The sequence below is a fragment of the Micromonospora noduli genome (genome assembly GCF_003264475.1).
Lineage (GTDB): Bacteria > Actinomycetota > Actinomycetes > Mycobacteriales > Micromonosporaceae > Micromonospora > Micromonospora noduli.
In genome coordinates this window covers 194518-208389 of sequence record NZ_PYAC01000009.1, presented here as the reverse complement: position 1 = coordinate 208389, position 13872 = coordinate 194518, and the positions used below count along the sequence as shown (strand labels likewise).

Below are 13872 nucleotides of genomic sequence, written 5' to 3'. Positions count from 1 at the left end.
CCCAGGATCCCCCCGATGGGGGTCGGACAGTGACCCCACCACGGCCGAGTCCGTCATGGTCGAGTAATCTGCGACCGTCGGTGACGCCTTTGCCGCGGGTGCTGAGGAAAGACGCACCGCGGCGCGCTAGGGAGGCAGGACCAGGTGGTCGCAAGGAGTTCGGAGGTACGGCCGTCGGCCGTACGGCACAGCGCTTCCCCAGGGGTTGGTGGACGCCGGGGGCGTGGTGCTGGTCGCCTGGCCGGGCTCGGTCTCGGTGGCGTGGCGTTGCTGGTTCTGCTCACGGGCTGTGACGTGGGTCAGACGTTCGACGGCTTCGGCTGGCCGCAGGGCGGCATCTCGCCGGAGTCCAAGCGGATGTACGACCTGTGGATCGCCTCCTGCATCGCCGCGCTCGCGGTCGGCGTCTTCGTGTGGGGCCTGATCTTCTGGTGCGTCGTGCGCTACCGCAAGCGTGGCAACGCGTTGCCGGTGCAGACCCGCTACAACATGCCGATGGAGTTCCTCTACACCATCGCGCCGATCCTGATCGTCTCCGTGCTCTTCTACTACACGGCGATCGTGCAGACCGACGTCGACAAGTTGTCGAAGAACCCGGACGTCACGGTCGAGGTCGTCGCGTTCAAGTGGAACTGGCAGTTCAACTACCGGGACGGCCAGGGCACGGAAGCCCGCACCACCGCGTCGACGCTCGGCACCAGTGAGGTCATCCCGGTGCTGGTGCTGCCGACCAACCGGTCCATCCGGTTCGAGGAGACCAGCCGCGACGTCATCCACTCGTTCTGGGTGCCGGAGCTGCTCTTCAAGCGGGACGTCATGCCGGGCAAGATCCGCAACGTGTTCGAGGTCTCAAGCCTGGACGCCGAGGGTGCCTACGTCGGGCGCTGCGCCGAACTGTGCGGCAGCTACCACGCGTTCATGAACTTCGAGCTGCGGGTGGTCTCGCCGGAGAAGTACGACCAGTTCCTCGCGGCCAAGCAGAGCGGCAAGTCGACCCAGGATGCGCTGTCCGCGATCGGTGAGCAGCCGTACGCGACGACCACGCGGCCGTTCGACACCCGCCGGACGCAGGGCAACTTCAACCCGGACGACGTTCCGGCCCGCACGGGAAGCTGAGGCAGCCATATGAAGACCGAGTGGCGTATCTTCCTGATCATCGCCGGGTTCCTCCTCGGCGCCACCATCCTCTACGGCGCCTGGACGAACGGTGAGTCGGGCGGCATCGAGTGGGTCGGCACCGTTGCCCTGCTGCTGTCGTTCCTGCTCTGCTCGATGTGCGGTGGCTTCTTCTGGTTCGTCTCCCGCCGCATCGACCTGCGCCCGGAGGACCGCCCGGACGCCGAGATCGCCGACGGCGCCGGTGAGGTCGGCTTCTTCAGCCCGGGCAGCTACTGGCCGTTCGGTCTGGCGCTGGCCGCCGCGATCGCCGCGCTCGGCCTGGTGTTCTGGCAGTACTGGCTGATCGGTGCCGGCCTGCTGGCCGTCGTCTTCTCCGCCTGTGGGCTCCTGTTCGAGTACTACAGCGGCACCCGGCGTACCGCCGAGCACTGACCCACCCGGTCGCCGTCGCGACCGACCCGGCACGACGAAGGCCCGTTCCCCCAGTGGGGAGCGGGCCTTCGGTCATGTTCCACCCTGTCCGCGGGCGGTCGGGCGGTGCTGTGGTCAGGCGGCGCGACGTCGGGCGGGCTGACGGCGGCGGGCGGCCAGCCGGGTGACCGGGAAGGCGAACGCGCTGACCACCACGGCGGCGCCGCAGTCGGTGCAGATCAGCTCTGGACAGTCGGTGCCGTGGCCGTCGACGCAGGGCGGAGCCTCGAACAGCGCCACGCCCTCGCAGACGTCGCAGTAGAGCTCGCGGTGCGACACGGGCGTCTCCTCTCGGATACCAGGCGGACCGCCCCCGGATGCGACAGTGACGCACCGACGGCAGCAGAGAACTACTCAGCTGTAGTTTCCCAGACGGGTCCGACAAATCTCCGCGCACCATCGCCTGACGGTCGGCATCCGCGCGCGATCCACTCGACACCATTGACGTCGGGGCATCCGGGCTGCCCGGACACCGCGGATTCACGGAACCCGAGTCGATCACCGGCCGAGACGCCGCCGCCCGACGGGTCCGGCGGTGCCGAGGGTCCGACGGCACCAACAGGCCGTGGGACGCCGCCCGCCGACGGGCCGGGTGGTGGTGAGGTCAGGCGGTGGCGGTCTCGATCCAACGGTCCAGGGTCGCGGCGGCCGCGCCGGAGTCGATCGAGTCGGCCGCACGGGCCAGGCCGGCGCGGAGAGCCTCGGTCAGGTCGCCGTCCAGCGGGCCCTGGGTGGCCAGCGCCGCCGCCGCGTTGACCAGCACCGCGTCCCGCACCGGGCCCGTCTCGCCGGCCAGCAGGCGACGGGCCACGCCCGCGTTGTACGCGGCGTCACCGCCGCGCAGGTCGGCGAGGGTGGACCGGGGTACCCCCAGGTCCGTCGCGTCCAGCACAGCCTCGCGTACGGTGCCGCCCTGGGCCGCCCAGATCCGGGTCGGCGCGGCGGTGGTGAACTCGTCCAGCCCGTCCTCGCCGCGCATCACGATCGCCGAGTCGCCACGGGCCGCGAACACGCTGGCCATCACCGGGGCCATCCGCAGGTCGAAGCAGCCGACCGCGCCGGCCCGGGGGCGGGCCGGGTTGGTCAGCGGGCCGAGGAAGTTGAAGAAGGTGGGCACGCCCACCTCGCGGCGGACCGGGCCGGCGTGCCGCATCCCGGGGTGGAAGCGGGCCGCGAAGCAGAACCCGATGCCGGCCTCCTCGACACAGCGGGCAACCTGCTCCGGGCCGAGATCCAGCGGGATGCCGAGGAACTCCAGCAGGTCGGCGGTGCCGCACAGGGAGGAGGCGGCCCGGTTGCCGTGCTTCACGACACGGACGCCCGTGCCGGCGACCACCAGCGCCGTCATAGTGGAGATGTTCACCGTGTGGGCGAGGTCACCGCCGGTGCCGACCACGTCGAGGGCGGTCCGGCGCAGCTCCTCGGGCAGCTCCACCGGGACCGCGCGACCGAGCATCGCCTCCACCAGGCCGGCCAGCTCCGCAGGGGTCTCGCCCTTGGCCCGCAGCGCCACGGCGAAGGCGGCGATCTGCGCCGCGCTCGCCGAGCCGGTCATGATCTCGTCCATCGCCCAGGCGGTGTCGGCGGTGGAGAGTTCGTCACCGCGCAGCAGCGCGTTGAGCAGGTGCGGCCAGGTCCGATCGCCCATGGCGGGCCTCCCGAGCATGCGAAGTGCGGGTGGGCTGGAACCGGCGCCGAGGAGATCCGGCGCCGTGGGGGTGCCGGAGGAGCGTGGGACGTCAGGCGGGTGCGTGCGTCCGCAGCAGCTCGGCCACCGTGCCGCCGGTGGTCACAGGGTCGAGCGGGTGCACCAGCGTCGCGTCGACCTCGGCGTACGCGGCGAGCCATCGGTCGGCGGCGCGGGCGATCACCAGGCAGGTCGGGGGAGCGTCGTCCCGGTCGTCCTTGACCTGCCGGGCGATGCCGATGCCGCCGCCCGGGCTCGCCTCACCGTCGAGCAGCAGCAGGTCGATCTCGTAGTCGTCGACCAGCCGGATGGTCTCGGCATAGGTCGACGCCTCGACGAACTCGATCTGCAGACCGGGAGCTGGCCGGGTGCCAACAGCCATCCGCATCCGATCACGGACCTGCGGGTCGTCGCTGTAGAGCAACACGGTGCAAAGACGATCGGTCATGCCGGAACTCCCACCTCGTAGCTGCCCGCAGATCGTACCGGTCGGCGTGACGTAGCCGACATCCCGCCCGGCGTCGCGCGTCGGCACGTACCGTCCGGGCAGCTCAGGCGGGCGCGGCGTCGGCTGCGCGTTCGCGGGCCTCCTGGCGGTCCAGCTCGCGGTCCACCCGGCGGGCCTCCCGCTCGGACTGCTTGACCCACTGCACCACCAGTACCGCGAGCATGGTCACACTGACGAACTCGCCACCGGCCCACAGGATGCCGCCGGCCACCACCTGGTCCTCCCAGGGGTCGACCCAACCGAGGTTCAGCGACGGGTACCAGTCGCCGCCGAAGAGCGTGCTGCTCTGCATGATGGTGAGGCCGAGCACTGTGTGGAACGGCACGGAGAGCAGCATCAGCAGCGCACGCGCCGGGTACGGCCAGCGGCCGGGCAGCGGGTCGAGGCCGAGCAGCGGCCAGAAGAACACGCAGCCGGTCATGATGAAGTGCGCGTGCACCAGCTCGTGCGCCCAGGCGTGTTCGAGCGTGTAGCGGTACAGATCACTGAAGTACAGCACGAACGGGTTGACCACGAAGATGGCGAACGCCACCAGCGGGAAGCTGTAGACCCGGGCGACGCGGCTGTGCACGATCGCGAGCAGGCGCTTGCGCGGCCCGACCGGCAGGGTCCGCAGGGCCAGGGTCATCGGTGCGCCCAGCGCCAGGAAGATCGGCGCCACCATGGAGAGCACCATGTGCTGGATCATGTGCACGGACAGCAGCGCGGTGTCGTACGCGTGCAGCCCGCTGACCGTGACGAGCGCGATGCCGCCCAGGCCGGGGCCGAGGAAGAACACGGTACGGGCGATCGGCCAGCGGTCGCCGCGCAGGCGTAGCCGGTAGACCCCGTAGAGGTACAGGCCGGCGGCGAGCACCAGGCCGAGGGCCAGCCAGCTGTCCAGCCGGGTCTCGGTCAGCACCGCGCCGACGGTGAACGGCGGCGGGGCCGAGGTGGCGGCGAAGATCGGATCGACGTGCAGCACGCTTTTCAGGCTAGGCCAGGCGAACCGGACCCTGACGCTCGGGCCACGGAAGGCGCAGGTTTGCCACCCCGCTGATCGGCGGCCCCGGTCAGGGGCAATAATGACGGCGTGACTGCGGCCCCAGCCATTGACAAGAGCCGGATCCACTCTCTGACCCGACCGAACATGGTCAGCGTCGGGACGATCGTGTGGCTCTCAAGCGAACTCATGTTCTTCGCGGCGCTGTTCGCGATGTACTTCTCCATCCGCGCGGCTGCGCCGGAGCAGTGGGAGAAGCACACCGAGGCGCTGAACATCCCGTACGCGACCACCTTCACGGTGATCCTGGTGCTGTCCTCGGTGACGTGCCAGCTCGGCGTCTTCGCGGCGGAGAAGGGTGACGTGCACGCGCTGCGGCGCTGGTTCACCGTCACCTTCGTGATGGGCCTGATCTTCGTCCTCGGCCAGCTGAACGAGTACCGGCACCTGGTCGCCGACGGCATCAAGATCAACGAAGACGGGTACGGGTCGGTGTTCTACCTGACCACCGGCTTCCACGGCCTGCACGTGACCGGTGGTCTGATCGCCTTCATCATCTTCATGGTCCGTACGACCATGGGCCGGTTCACTCCGGCGCAGGCGACGTCGGCGATCGTCGTGTCGTACTACTGGCACTTCGTCGACGTCGTGTGGATCGGGCTGTACGCCATGATCTACTGGCTCCAGTGATCTTGCGCGTCACATTCCGCGCTGCTGCTCCGTCCCCTGAGACAGGTCCAACCGGTTAAGGACACCGCTCATGACTTCTGACAACGACCGCCGACGCGGTCTGCTCGCGCGGTTGCGTGAGCGGCCCGCCGCGCGCAGCAGGGGCCGCCGCCGGCTGGGCGCCGCGGTCCGGCTGATCGCCGCGCTGATGCTCGCCGGTGGCGCGTACACCGTCTTCGCCCCGGGCGCCCAGGCGCAGGACAACCCGCAGCTGACCGGCGCCGCCGCCGAGGGCAAGGCGCTGTTCGACGTGAGCTGCGTGACCTGCCACGGCCGCAACGCCCAGGGCGTCGAGGGCCGCGGGCCGAGCCTGATCGGCGTCGGCGCGGCATCTGTCGAGTTCCAGGTCAGCTCCGGGCGGATGCCGCTGGCCCGCCAGGAGGCCCAGGCGCACCGCAAGCCCCCGGTCTTCAACGACGAGCAGACCCGTCAGCTGGCCCAGTACATCCAGGAGCTTGGCGGCGGCCCGGTCGTGCCCGAGGGCGACGACCTCCGCGAGGACGGCAACATCGCCGCCGGCGGTGAGCTGTTCCGGATCAACTGCTCGCAGTGCCACGCCTTCGGTGGCGGCGGCGGTGCGCTCTCCTCGGGCAAGTTCGCCCCGAGCCTGCACCCCGCGACCGACCGCCAGATCTACGCGGCGATGTTGAGCGGCCCGCAGAACATGCCGGTGTTCGGCGACAACCAGCTCCGGCCGGAGCAGAAGGCCGACATCATCGCCTACATCCAGGAGACGCTGAAGCACGACCAGGACCCGGGCGGGTTCAACCTCGGGCGGTACGGCCCGTCCACCGAGGGCCTGGCGATCTTCCTGGTTGGCATCGTGGCGCTCGTCTTCGCTAGCCTGTGGATTGCGGGTAAGTCGTGATCGAGCAGGCCATCCGATTCAGTGCCGTGGTGCCGCTCGGCGCCACCCGTAGCGAGGTGACGGCATGAGCACCCACACCGAGCACCAGGCCTCACAGGGCCCGGAGCCGCTCGACGTGAACGACCCCAAGCTGACCCGTTTCGACATCGTTCGTGAGGGCGCGCGTCGGGACGACATCGAGATCGTGCACTACGAGCCGCAGGTGCTGCCGGGCACCAAGGCGGAGCGTCGGCTGACCCGGGTGGTCGCCGGCTTCTTCCTGATCACCGGCCTGGCCGCGACCGCCTTCCTGGCCATCTACATCTGGTGGCCGTGGCAGTACGAGGCGGGCCGGGGCGGCGACAAGTTCTACACCCCGCTGCTCGGCTTCACCCTCGGCGTGGCGCTGCTCGCCGTCGGCTTCGGCATCCTGACCTGGGGCAAGAAGTTGCTGCCCAAGGAGGTCTCGATCCAGGACCGGCACGAGGGCCAGGTGGACTCCGAAGGCCGCACCATCACCGGCCAGACCATGCTCTACATGGCTGACGAACTGGGTGTGAAGCGTCGCCCCCTGCTCGGCATCTCGCTGCTGGCCGGTCTCGCGCCGGTCGCCGCGGTCGCCGCGGCGCCGCTGGTCGGCGGCCTGATCTCGCAGCCGCACAAGAACAACCAGATGTTCACCACCGGGTTCGCAGCGGCCGAGGGCGGCCAGCGGATCCGTCTGGTCCGCGAGGACGGCCGGCCGATCCGCCCGGCGGACATCAGCAGCGGTGGGCAGCTGACCGTCTTCCCCGGCATCGACCACGGCGTGAGCAACAGGCACGCCGACTCGCCGACGCTGCTGATCCACCTCCGCGACTCCGACGCGCAGGAGTCGCGCCGGGCCAACGAGAAGGTCGGCCACGGTGACTACATGTGGGGCAACTACGCGGCGTTCTCCAAGATCTGCACGCACGCGGGATGCCCGGCCAGCCTGTACGAGCAGCAGACCAACCGGCTGCTCTGCCCGTGCCACCAGTCCCAGTTCCTGATCACCGACAACGCCCGGCCAGTCTTCGGCCCCGCCAGCCGGCGGCTGCCGCAGCTGCCGATCGAGGTGGACTCCGAGGGCTTCTTCGTGGCGAAGTCCGACTACACCGAGACCGTCGGGCCTGATTTCTGGGAGCGGCCATGAAGCGTCGAAAGTTTGACCTTGCGGCGACGCCGGGCAAGGCCGCGGTGGGAGTGGACGACCGCTTCGCGGTGGCCACCCCGCTGCGGAAGCTGCTGAACAAGGTCTTCCCGGACCACTGGTCCTTCCTGCTCGGCGAGATCGCGCTGTTCTCGTTCGTCGTGCTGCTGCTGACCGGTGTGTTCCTCACCTTCTTCTTCGAGCCGGCGATGACCGAGGTGGTCTACGACGGCAGCTACGCGCCGTTGCAGGGCACCCCGATGTCCGCCGCGTACGCCTCCAGCCTGGACATCTCGTTCGACGTCCGCGGCGGTCTGGTGATGCGGCAGATGCACCACTGGGCGGCGCTGCTGTTCATGGCCGCGATCGTCGTGCACATGCTGCGGGTGTTCTTCACCGGCGCCTTCCGCAAGCCGCGCGAGACCAACTGGATCATCGGTTCGCTGCTGTTCTGGGTCGGCTTCCTGGCCGGCTTCACCGGCTACTCGCTGCCGGACGACGGCCTGTCCGGCACCGGCCTGCGGATCGCCTCGGCGATCATGCTGTCCATCCCGGTGATCGGCTCCTGGGTCACCTCGTCGGTCTTCGGCGGCGAGTTCCCCGGCACGATCATCATCAGCCGGTTCTTCATCGCCCACGTGCTGCTCATCCCGGGTCTGCTGGTCGCGCTGATCAGCGTCCACCTGGGCCTGGTCTTCAAGCAGAAGCACACCCAGTGGCCCGGCCCCGGCCGGACCAACAACAACGTGGTCGGCGAGCGGATGTTCCCGCGGTACGCGCTGAAGCAGGGCGGCTTCTTCATGGTCGTCTTCGGCGTCATCGCGCTGATGGGCGGTCTGTTCCAGATCAACCCGATCTGGCTGTTCGGCCCGTACGAGGCGTGGGTGGTCTCGGCCGCCAGCCAGCCCGACTGGTACGTCATGTTCCTCGACGGGTCGACCCGACTCATGCCGGCCTGGGAGATCCCCATCCCGATCGGCGACGGGTACGTCATCCCGCCGCTGTTCTGGCCGACGGTCGTGCTGCCCGGCATCCTGGTGGGCCTGTCGACGATGTACCCGTTCCTGGAAGCCCGGCACCTCAAGGACCGCAAGAGCCACAACCTGCTCGAGCGTCCCCGGGATGCTCCGGCCCGGACCGCCGTCGGCGCCATGGCCGTCTCGTTCTACATCGTGTTGACGCTCTCCGGCGCCAACGACGTGATCGCGGACAAGTTCCAGATCAGCCTGAACGCGATGACCTGGGCGGGCCGCATCGGCCTGCTGGTGGTCCCGCCGCTGGCGTACTACGTCACCTACCGGCTCTGCCTGGGTCTGCAGCAGCATGACCGGGAGGTGCTCGCGCACGGCGTGGAGACCGGCATCATCCGGCGCATGCCGGACGGCCGGTTCGTCGAGGTGCACCAGCCGCTCAGCGCGTCCAACGGGCACGCGGACGGTCACGGCCAGCTCGACTACGTCGGCTGGGTCGTGCCCAAGAAGATGAACCGGCTGGGGGCCCTCGGCCCGGCCATCCGGGGCTTCTTCTACCCGATCGAGAAGCCGGTCGAGGCACCGGTCTCGCCGGGACACCCGCCGGTCGAGGCCCGACCTGAGCGCGAGGAGATCGGCAGCGGCGAAAGCCGCCGCTGACCGCCCAGTCGCACCGTTACGGGGCGCCCGCCGGATTCCGGCGGGCGCTCCGTCGTATCCACACCCCCCGACCCATCCGACCAGGAGTCGGACGGCCCTGACGGGACCGGTCGACCCCGCGCGACGGGCGATCGCAGGAATAACCCCGGTGAGCCGGGTATCCGTGCGGTCCAACGTCTCAAGGGGGGGAAGCATGTTGGGTATCAAACGCCTCGGCCTGTTGGCCGCGCTGGTACTGGTCGGTGTCGCGCCGGCTGCGGCCGCGCAGGCCGCGGCACAGCCGTCAACGCAGGACACCCAGTACCTGCAGGCGGTACACCAGGTCAACCTGTTCGAGATCACCGCTGGTGACCTGGCTCAGCAGAAGGGTCAGGACCAGGGGGTCAAGGACCTGGGCGCGATGCTGAAGACCGACCACACCCAGCTGGACCAGACGGTGCAGCAGACCGCGTCGCAGCTCGGGGTGGAACTGCCGAACGAGCCCAGCGCCGATCAGCAGGCGGTCATCGACAGGCTGAACAACGCCAGCGGTGCGGAGTTCGACCGGCTCTGGGTGACCAGTGAGCTGGCCGGCCACGTCCAGGCCATCCAGGCCACCCAGACGGAGATCTCGCAGGGCTCCGAGCAGTCGGTGGTCCAGTTGGCGCAGACGGCACTGCCGACGCTGCAGACGCACTACGACGAGTTGGTGGCGCTCGCCAACAAGCTGGGCATCCCGGTTCCGCAGACCAGCGCCAGCGGTACGCCCAGCCCGGGCGGCACCGGCACTGAGTCGCCGGCTCCGGGCGGCACTGTCACCGAGTCGCCGGCTCCGGGCGGCACCGGCACCGAGTCGCCGGCTCCGGGCGGCGGCAGCACCGAGGTACCGGCTCCCAGCGAGAGCTGACGTAGCCACAGCAGACGGCCGGTCCACCCTCGCGGTGGGCCGGCCGCCCTGTGCGCGCTACGCGCCGCCGTGCGGCCGGCACGGCCCCAGAAACGGCTAGCGGGTCAGTCGGCGCTGGCCAGACCGATCGCGAACGCCTCCTCCAGGTCGTGCTGGGAGTACGCCCGGAAGGCGATGTGCGACTCGGTGTTGAGCACGCCCGGGACCTTGGAGATGCTGCCCGCGATGACCTGGGCGATCTGGTCGAACTCGCGGACCCGGACGATGGCGATGAGGTCGACGTGCCCGGCCACCGAGTAGACCTCGCTGACACCGGGAAGGTTGGCCAGGTTCTCCGCCACCTCGGGGATCGCATCGGTGGCGCAGTCGATCAGCACGATCGCGGTGATCACGGGGCATTTCTCCGTTCGTCGGCGTCGTCGCCCATGCTAGATGTTCCGGCCCGAGACCGGAGGCGGGAGCCGTCGGGGCTCAGCCCTGGGCGCGGCAGGGCACGGTCAGGTCGCTCCCGGCCCGGATCACGTTCCGCAGCCGCTCGCCGGCCCGTACGGTCGCGCCCGGCCACACCACGGTGCGGGACACGTCGCCGTCCACCCGCGCGCCCGCGCCGACGATCGACTCCACGCAGTGGCCGGTCACCGTCGCGGTCTCCTCGACGAGAACACCGCCGGCCGCGGCGTGCAGGTTGGCCGCCAGGTAGTCGGCCGGGGTGCCGGTGTCGAAGAAGGTGCCCGGGTAGGGCACCACCGCCAGGGCGCCCGCCGCCTCGGCCGGACGCCACACGGCACGAACCAGGTCCGAGAAGACGACCGGCAGGTCCCGGACCAGCCGCCAGGGCAGCAGCGAGAAGCCGGTGAAGCAGTGCCCGGCGAAGGTGCCCGGCGCCGCCGGCTCCGCGGCGGGCTGGCCGAGCAGGCGTACGGTGTGCCCGTCCCAGCCGTCGAGCAGGGCGGCCACGTCCGGGCCGGGGGGAGCAGCCGGGTCGGCGAGGTACGCGTCGGCGTTGCCGACCAGCACCGGCCGCCCGTCGATCCAGTCCCGCAGGTTGGCGACCCCACCCGCGGTGCCCAGTGGGTCGCCCGGCTCCACTGACAGGTGTGCGCGGTCGCCGACGTGCGCCACCACCTGGTCGCCGAGGTAGCAGGCGTTCACCGCGACCCGATCGGGACCGGTCAGGCCCAGGCCGGCCAGCCGCGCCAACGCCCGATCCAGCAGCGGGACGTTGCCCACCGGGCAGAGCGCCTTGGGCACCCGTTCGGTGAGCGGGCGCAGCCGCGTGCCCTCGCCGGCGGCCAGCACCACCGCGCACAGGTTCGCCGGCACACCGGCCGCGACGGTCACGGGGTGTCGTCGGGAACCGGTGGCGGGAACTGCCCGGCCAGCGGCCCGATGTCGTAGTAGGCGAGCAGCCGGGCCGTCGGCCAGGTCAGCTTGGGCAGGTCGTCCAGGGGGTGCCAGGCGGCCTCGAAGACCTCCGCGCCGTCGACGGTCAGCTCGGTGCTGGACGCCGGCACCTCGGCCTCGAAGACCATGTCCACCCAGCCCTTGGCGTGCACGATCGCGTTCGGCACCGCCGGGCGCAGCCGGGACGGTGGGAGCCGGACGCCGGACTCCTCGAACAGCTCACGGGCCGCGCCCACCACCGGGGCCTCGCCCCGGTTGAGCAGGCCGGCGGGGAGTGACCAACCCTTGCCGGGCGGCTGGCGCAGCATGAGCAACCGACCCGCGCCCGTCGCCTCGGTGTCCCGGACCAGGGTCACGGCGCCGACGATGTACTTGGGCACGGCCAGCCGGACCAGGCGCCGACGCACCGGCAGGGGCAGCCGGTAGAAGGCCTGGTAGAAGAGAGCCCGACCGGTGGCGCGGGAGCGGGGGATCATGACTCCAGGCTAGTGGTCACGAATGTTCTTCGGACGCGCTGGGGCCGCCGGGTCACTGTCGATGGTCGACCAGGTCGATGAGCTGGCGGACCACGGTGTCCGGTTCGATCACCCGGTCGAAGACCGCGACCAACAGGGTCTCCAGGTCGGGATAGCCCAACTCCTCGGAGAGGCGGAGCAGCGGCAGGTCACTGGCGAGGCCCCGGTTGTGCTGGCGCAGGGCGAGCCCGATGGTGGCCCGACCGAGGCGCACCTTGTCGCTGATCGTGATGCCCGGCTCGGTGTGCTCGGCGAACCACCGGTTGATCTGCATCTGCGCGTGCGGCGACTTGACGAAGGTCAGCCACTCCCGCCGGGGGCCGCGCGGCGCCACACCGGCCTCGAAGCCGTTGTCGCCGTCGTTCTCGGTGAAGATCTCCACCACGTCGCCCTCGTCCAGCTCCGAACTGAGCGGGGCCAGCCGACCGTTGATGCGTGCGGCGAGGCAGTGGTCGCCCCGGTCGTTGCCCAGCTCGTACGCGAGGTCGACAGGCGTGGCGCCGGCCGGCAGCACTACCTGTCGTCCGTCGGCGAAGACCTGGATCTGCCCCTCGGCCAGGTCGCAGCGCAGCGACTCGTAGAACTGTGCCGGGTCGGCGGCGTCCGGCTCCCAGTCGAGCACCCGGCGCAGCCAGTCCAGCTGTTCGGCACGGGCCGCGGCGGTGCTGCTGCCGGAGCGGGGGAAACGGAAGTCGGCGGCGATGCCGTACTCGGCCGAGCGGTGCATCTCCTCGGTGCGGATCAGCACCTCCACGGTGCGGTCCTGCGGGCCGCAGACGCTGGTGTGCAGCGAACGGTAGAGGTTGTTCTTCGGTGAGGCGATGAAGTCCTTGAAACGGCCGGGCACCGGTCGCCAGGTGCCGTGGATCGCGCCCAGCGCGGCGTAACAGTCGGTGGCCGGGCCGTCGACCACCACCACGATGCGGGGCAGGTCGTACGGGGCGGTGTGGCCGCCGGCGATGGTGTCCTTCCAGATCGAGTAGAGGTGCCGGGGACGGGGGCTCACCTCGGCGTCGACCCGGCTGCGGCGCAACGCCACCCGGGCCCGGGTGACCACCGAGTCGAGGTACGAATCCCAGCCCGGCCGATCGTGCACGTGCCGGGCCAGCCGGGCGTGCTCGTCGGGCTCAAGGTGCAGCAGCACCACGTCGTCCAGCTCGCGTTTGAGGGTCTGGATGCCCAGCCGGTCACAGAGCGGGACCAGCACCTCCTGGGTCTTGCGGGCGATCCGTTCCCGCGACGACGCGGAGCGCACCCCGAGCGTCCGCATGTTGTGCAGCCGGTCGGCCAGCTTGATGATCAGCACCCGGACGTCCTTGGCGGCCGCGACGATCATCTTGCGGACCGTCTCCGCCTCGGCGGCCTTGCCGTAGAACGCCTTGTCGAACTTGGTCACCCCGTCGACCAGGTGGGCCACCTCGCCGCCGAAGTCCTCGGAGAGCGCCTGGAGGGTGTAGCGGGTGTCCTCCACGGTGTCGTGCAACAGCGCCGCGACCAGGGTGGTGGTGTCCATCCCCAGCTCGGCGCAGATCTGCGCCACCGCGAGGGGATGGGTGATGTACGGTTCCCCGCTCTTGCGGAACTGCCCGCGGTGCATGTTCTCCGCGATCGTGTAGGCACGCCGCAGCACCGCGGGGTCGGTGCCGGCGTGGATGCCCCGGTGGGTGCGGACCAGCTGGGTGACCGGGTCCGAGTCGGTGGTCGGCCAGCTGAGCAGCGACCGCAGCCGGCGGGCGAGCGGCAGCTCACCCGGCTGTGTCGGCAGGGCGCCCCCCAGGGCGGCGCCGTGTCCGGCGTCGACGTCCACGAGGGACACCTCCTCACCCCGGCTCCGCATCGCCGGAACCCGGCGGGGGAGCAGGCCCACGAATCGGGCAGGACTGCACTTCTCTAACAGCCTAAGCGAGTCGACGTAGTCCGAT

15 protein-coding genes are annotated in these 13872 nt (G+C 70.4%); 7 read left to right on the top strand and 8 right to left on the bottom strand.

The annotated features are described in order from the left end of the window. The first annotated feature begins 144 nt into the window (after positions 1-144). Positions 145-1116: an aa3-type cytochrome oxidase subunit II gene (gene ctaC / locus MED15_RS13480; protein ID WP_112582814.1), complete on the top strand. Its 972-nt coding sequence runs from the start codon at positions 145-147 to the stop codon at positions 1114-1116. A 9-nt stretch (positions 1117-1125) separates the two neighbouring features. Next, positions 1126-1551 carry a cytochrome c oxidase subunit 4 gene (locus MED15_RS13475; protein WP_112582813.1) on the top strand — a complete coding sequence of 142 codons (426 nt, stop codon included), beginning with the start codon at positions 1126-1128 and terminating at the stop codon, positions 1549-1551. 114 nt (positions 1552-1665) lie between these two features. On the opposite strand, the gene MED15_RS13470 is transcribed toward MED15_RS13475, so the two are convergent. From MED15_RS13470 to MED15_RS13455, 4 genes are all read right to left on the bottom strand, one after another. After that, positions 1666-1869 (bottom strand): hypothetical protein, encoded by a 204-nt coding sequence (locus MED15_RS13470; protein ID WP_112582812.1) that lies wholly within the window; start codon positions 1867-1869, stop codon positions 1666-1668. A 325-nt stretch (positions 1870-2194) separates the two neighbouring features. After that, entirely contained in the window at positions 2195-3238 is a 1044-nt protein-coding gene (gene trpD / locus MED15_RS13465; protein WP_112582811.1) for an anthranilate phosphoribosyltransferase, read from the bottom strand. Between the two features lie 91 nt (positions 3239-3329). Next, entirely contained in the window at positions 3330-3725 is a 396-nt protein-coding gene (locus MED15_RS13460; RefSeq protein WP_091407513.1) for a helix-turn-helix domain-containing protein, read from the bottom strand. Between the two features lie 103 nt (positions 3726-3828). Further along, positions 3829-4749 carry a cytochrome c oxidase assembly protein gene (locus tag MED15_RS13455; protein WP_373861036.1) on the bottom strand — a complete coding sequence of 307 codons (921 nt, stop codon included), beginning with the start codon at positions 4747-4749 and terminating at the stop codon, positions 3829-3831. A 108-nt stretch (positions 4750-4857) separates the two neighbouring features. On the opposite strand from MED15_RS13455, the gene ctaE reads away from it, so the two are divergent. The 5 genes from ctaE (at position 4858) to MED15_RS13430 (ending at position 10031) form a co-directional block, all read left to right on the top strand. Continuing rightward, positions 4858-5457, top strand: coding sequence for an aa3-type cytochrome oxidase subunit III (ctaE, locus tag MED15_RS13450; protein WP_112582810.1), 600 nt, complete (start codon positions 4858-4860; stop codon positions 5455-5457). A gap of 70 nt (positions 5458-5527) precedes the next feature. Continuing rightward, on the top strand, positions 5528-6364 hold the full coding sequence (qcrC, locus tag MED15_RS13445) for a cytochrome bc1 complex diheme cytochrome c subunit (RefSeq protein ID WP_112582809.1): 837 nt from the start codon (positions 5528-5530) through the stop codon (positions 6362-6364). Positions 6365-6428: 64 nt separating this feature from the next. Further along, positions 6429-7517, top strand: a complete 1089-nt coding sequence (gene qcrA / locus MED15_RS13440) for a cytochrome bc1 complex Rieske iron-sulfur subunit (protein ID WP_112582808.1) — start codon at positions 6429-6431, stop codon at positions 7515-7517. Further along, positions 7514-9145 (top strand): cytochrome bc1 complex cytochrome b subunit, encoded by a 1632-nt coding sequence (qcrB, locus tag MED15_RS13435; RefSeq protein ID WP_112582807.1) that lies wholly within the window; start codon positions 7514-7516, stop codon positions 9143-9145. The genes qcrA and qcrB overlap by 4 nt, the downstream gene beginning before the upstream one ends. Positions 9146-9338: 193 nt before the next feature. After that, positions 9339-10031, top strand: a complete 693-nt coding sequence (locus tag MED15_RS13430) for a DUF4142 domain-containing protein (RefSeq protein ID WP_112601744.1) — start codon at positions 9339-9341, stop codon at positions 10029-10031. A 104-nt stretch (positions 10032-10135) separates the two neighbouring features. Here MED15_RS13430 and MED15_RS13425 read toward each other — a convergent pair whose 3' ends face one another. From MED15_RS13425 to MED15_RS13410, 4 genes are all read right to left on the bottom strand, one after another. After that, positions 10136-10423, bottom strand: a complete 288-nt coding sequence (locus tag MED15_RS13425) for an Lrp/AsnC family transcriptional regulator (RefSeq protein WP_074313163.1) — start codon at positions 10421-10423, stop codon at positions 10136-10138. Positions 10424-10502: 79 nt separating this feature from the next. Beyond that, entirely contained in the window at positions 10503-11372 is an 870-nt protein-coding gene (locus MED15_RS13420) for a nucleotidyltransferase family protein (protein ID WP_112735761.1), read from the bottom strand. Beyond that, positions 11369-11911 carry an NUDIX hydrolase gene (locus MED15_RS13415; protein WP_112582804.1) on the bottom strand — a complete coding sequence of 181 codons (543 nt, stop codon included), beginning with the start codon at positions 11909-11911 and terminating at the stop codon, positions 11369-11371. Before MED15_RS13415 ends, MED15_RS13420 begins: the two co-directional genes overlap by 4 nt. A gap of 52 nt (positions 11912-11963) precedes the next feature. Beyond that, positions 11964-13757 (bottom strand): RelA/SpoT family protein, encoded by a 1794-nt coding sequence (locus MED15_RS13410; RefSeq protein WP_112582834.1) that lies wholly within the window; start codon positions 13755-13757, stop codon positions 11964-11966. Positions 13758-13872 lie beyond the last annotated feature (115 nt).

Bases quoted from the DNA above. Each gene is read 5' to 3' on its own strand.
- qcrA (WP_112582808.1), top strand. From the start codon at position 6,429: ATGAGCACCCACACCGAGCACCAGGCCTCACAGGGCCCGGAGCCGCTC.
- MED15_RS13430 (WP_112601744.1), top strand. From the start codon at position 9,339: ATGTTGGGTATCAAACGCCTCGGCCTGTTGGCCGCGCTGGTACTGGTC.
- qcrB (WP_112582807.1), top strand. From the start codon at position 7,514: ATGAAGCGTCGAAAGTTTGACCTTGCGGCGACGCCGGGCAAGGCCGCG.
- MED15_RS13475 (WP_112582813.1), top strand. From the start codon at position 1,126: ATGAAGACCGAGTGGCGTATCTTCCTGATCATCGCCGGGTTCCTCCTC.
- trpD (WP_112582811.1), bottom strand. From the start codon at position 3,238: ATGGGCGATCGGACCTGGCCGCACCTGCTCAACGCGCTGCTGCGCGGT.
- MED15_RS13460 (WP_091407513.1), bottom strand. From the start codon at position 3,725: ATGACCGATCGTCTTTGCACCGTGTTGCTCTACAGCGACGACCCGCAG.
- MED15_RS13415 (WP_112582804.1), bottom strand. From the start codon at position 11,911: ATGATCCCCCGCTCCCGCGCCACCGGTCGGGCTCTCTTCTACCAGGCC.
- qcrC (WP_112582809.1), top strand. From the start codon at position 5,528: ATGACTTCTGACAACGACCGCCGACGCGGTCTGCTCGCGCGGTTGCGT.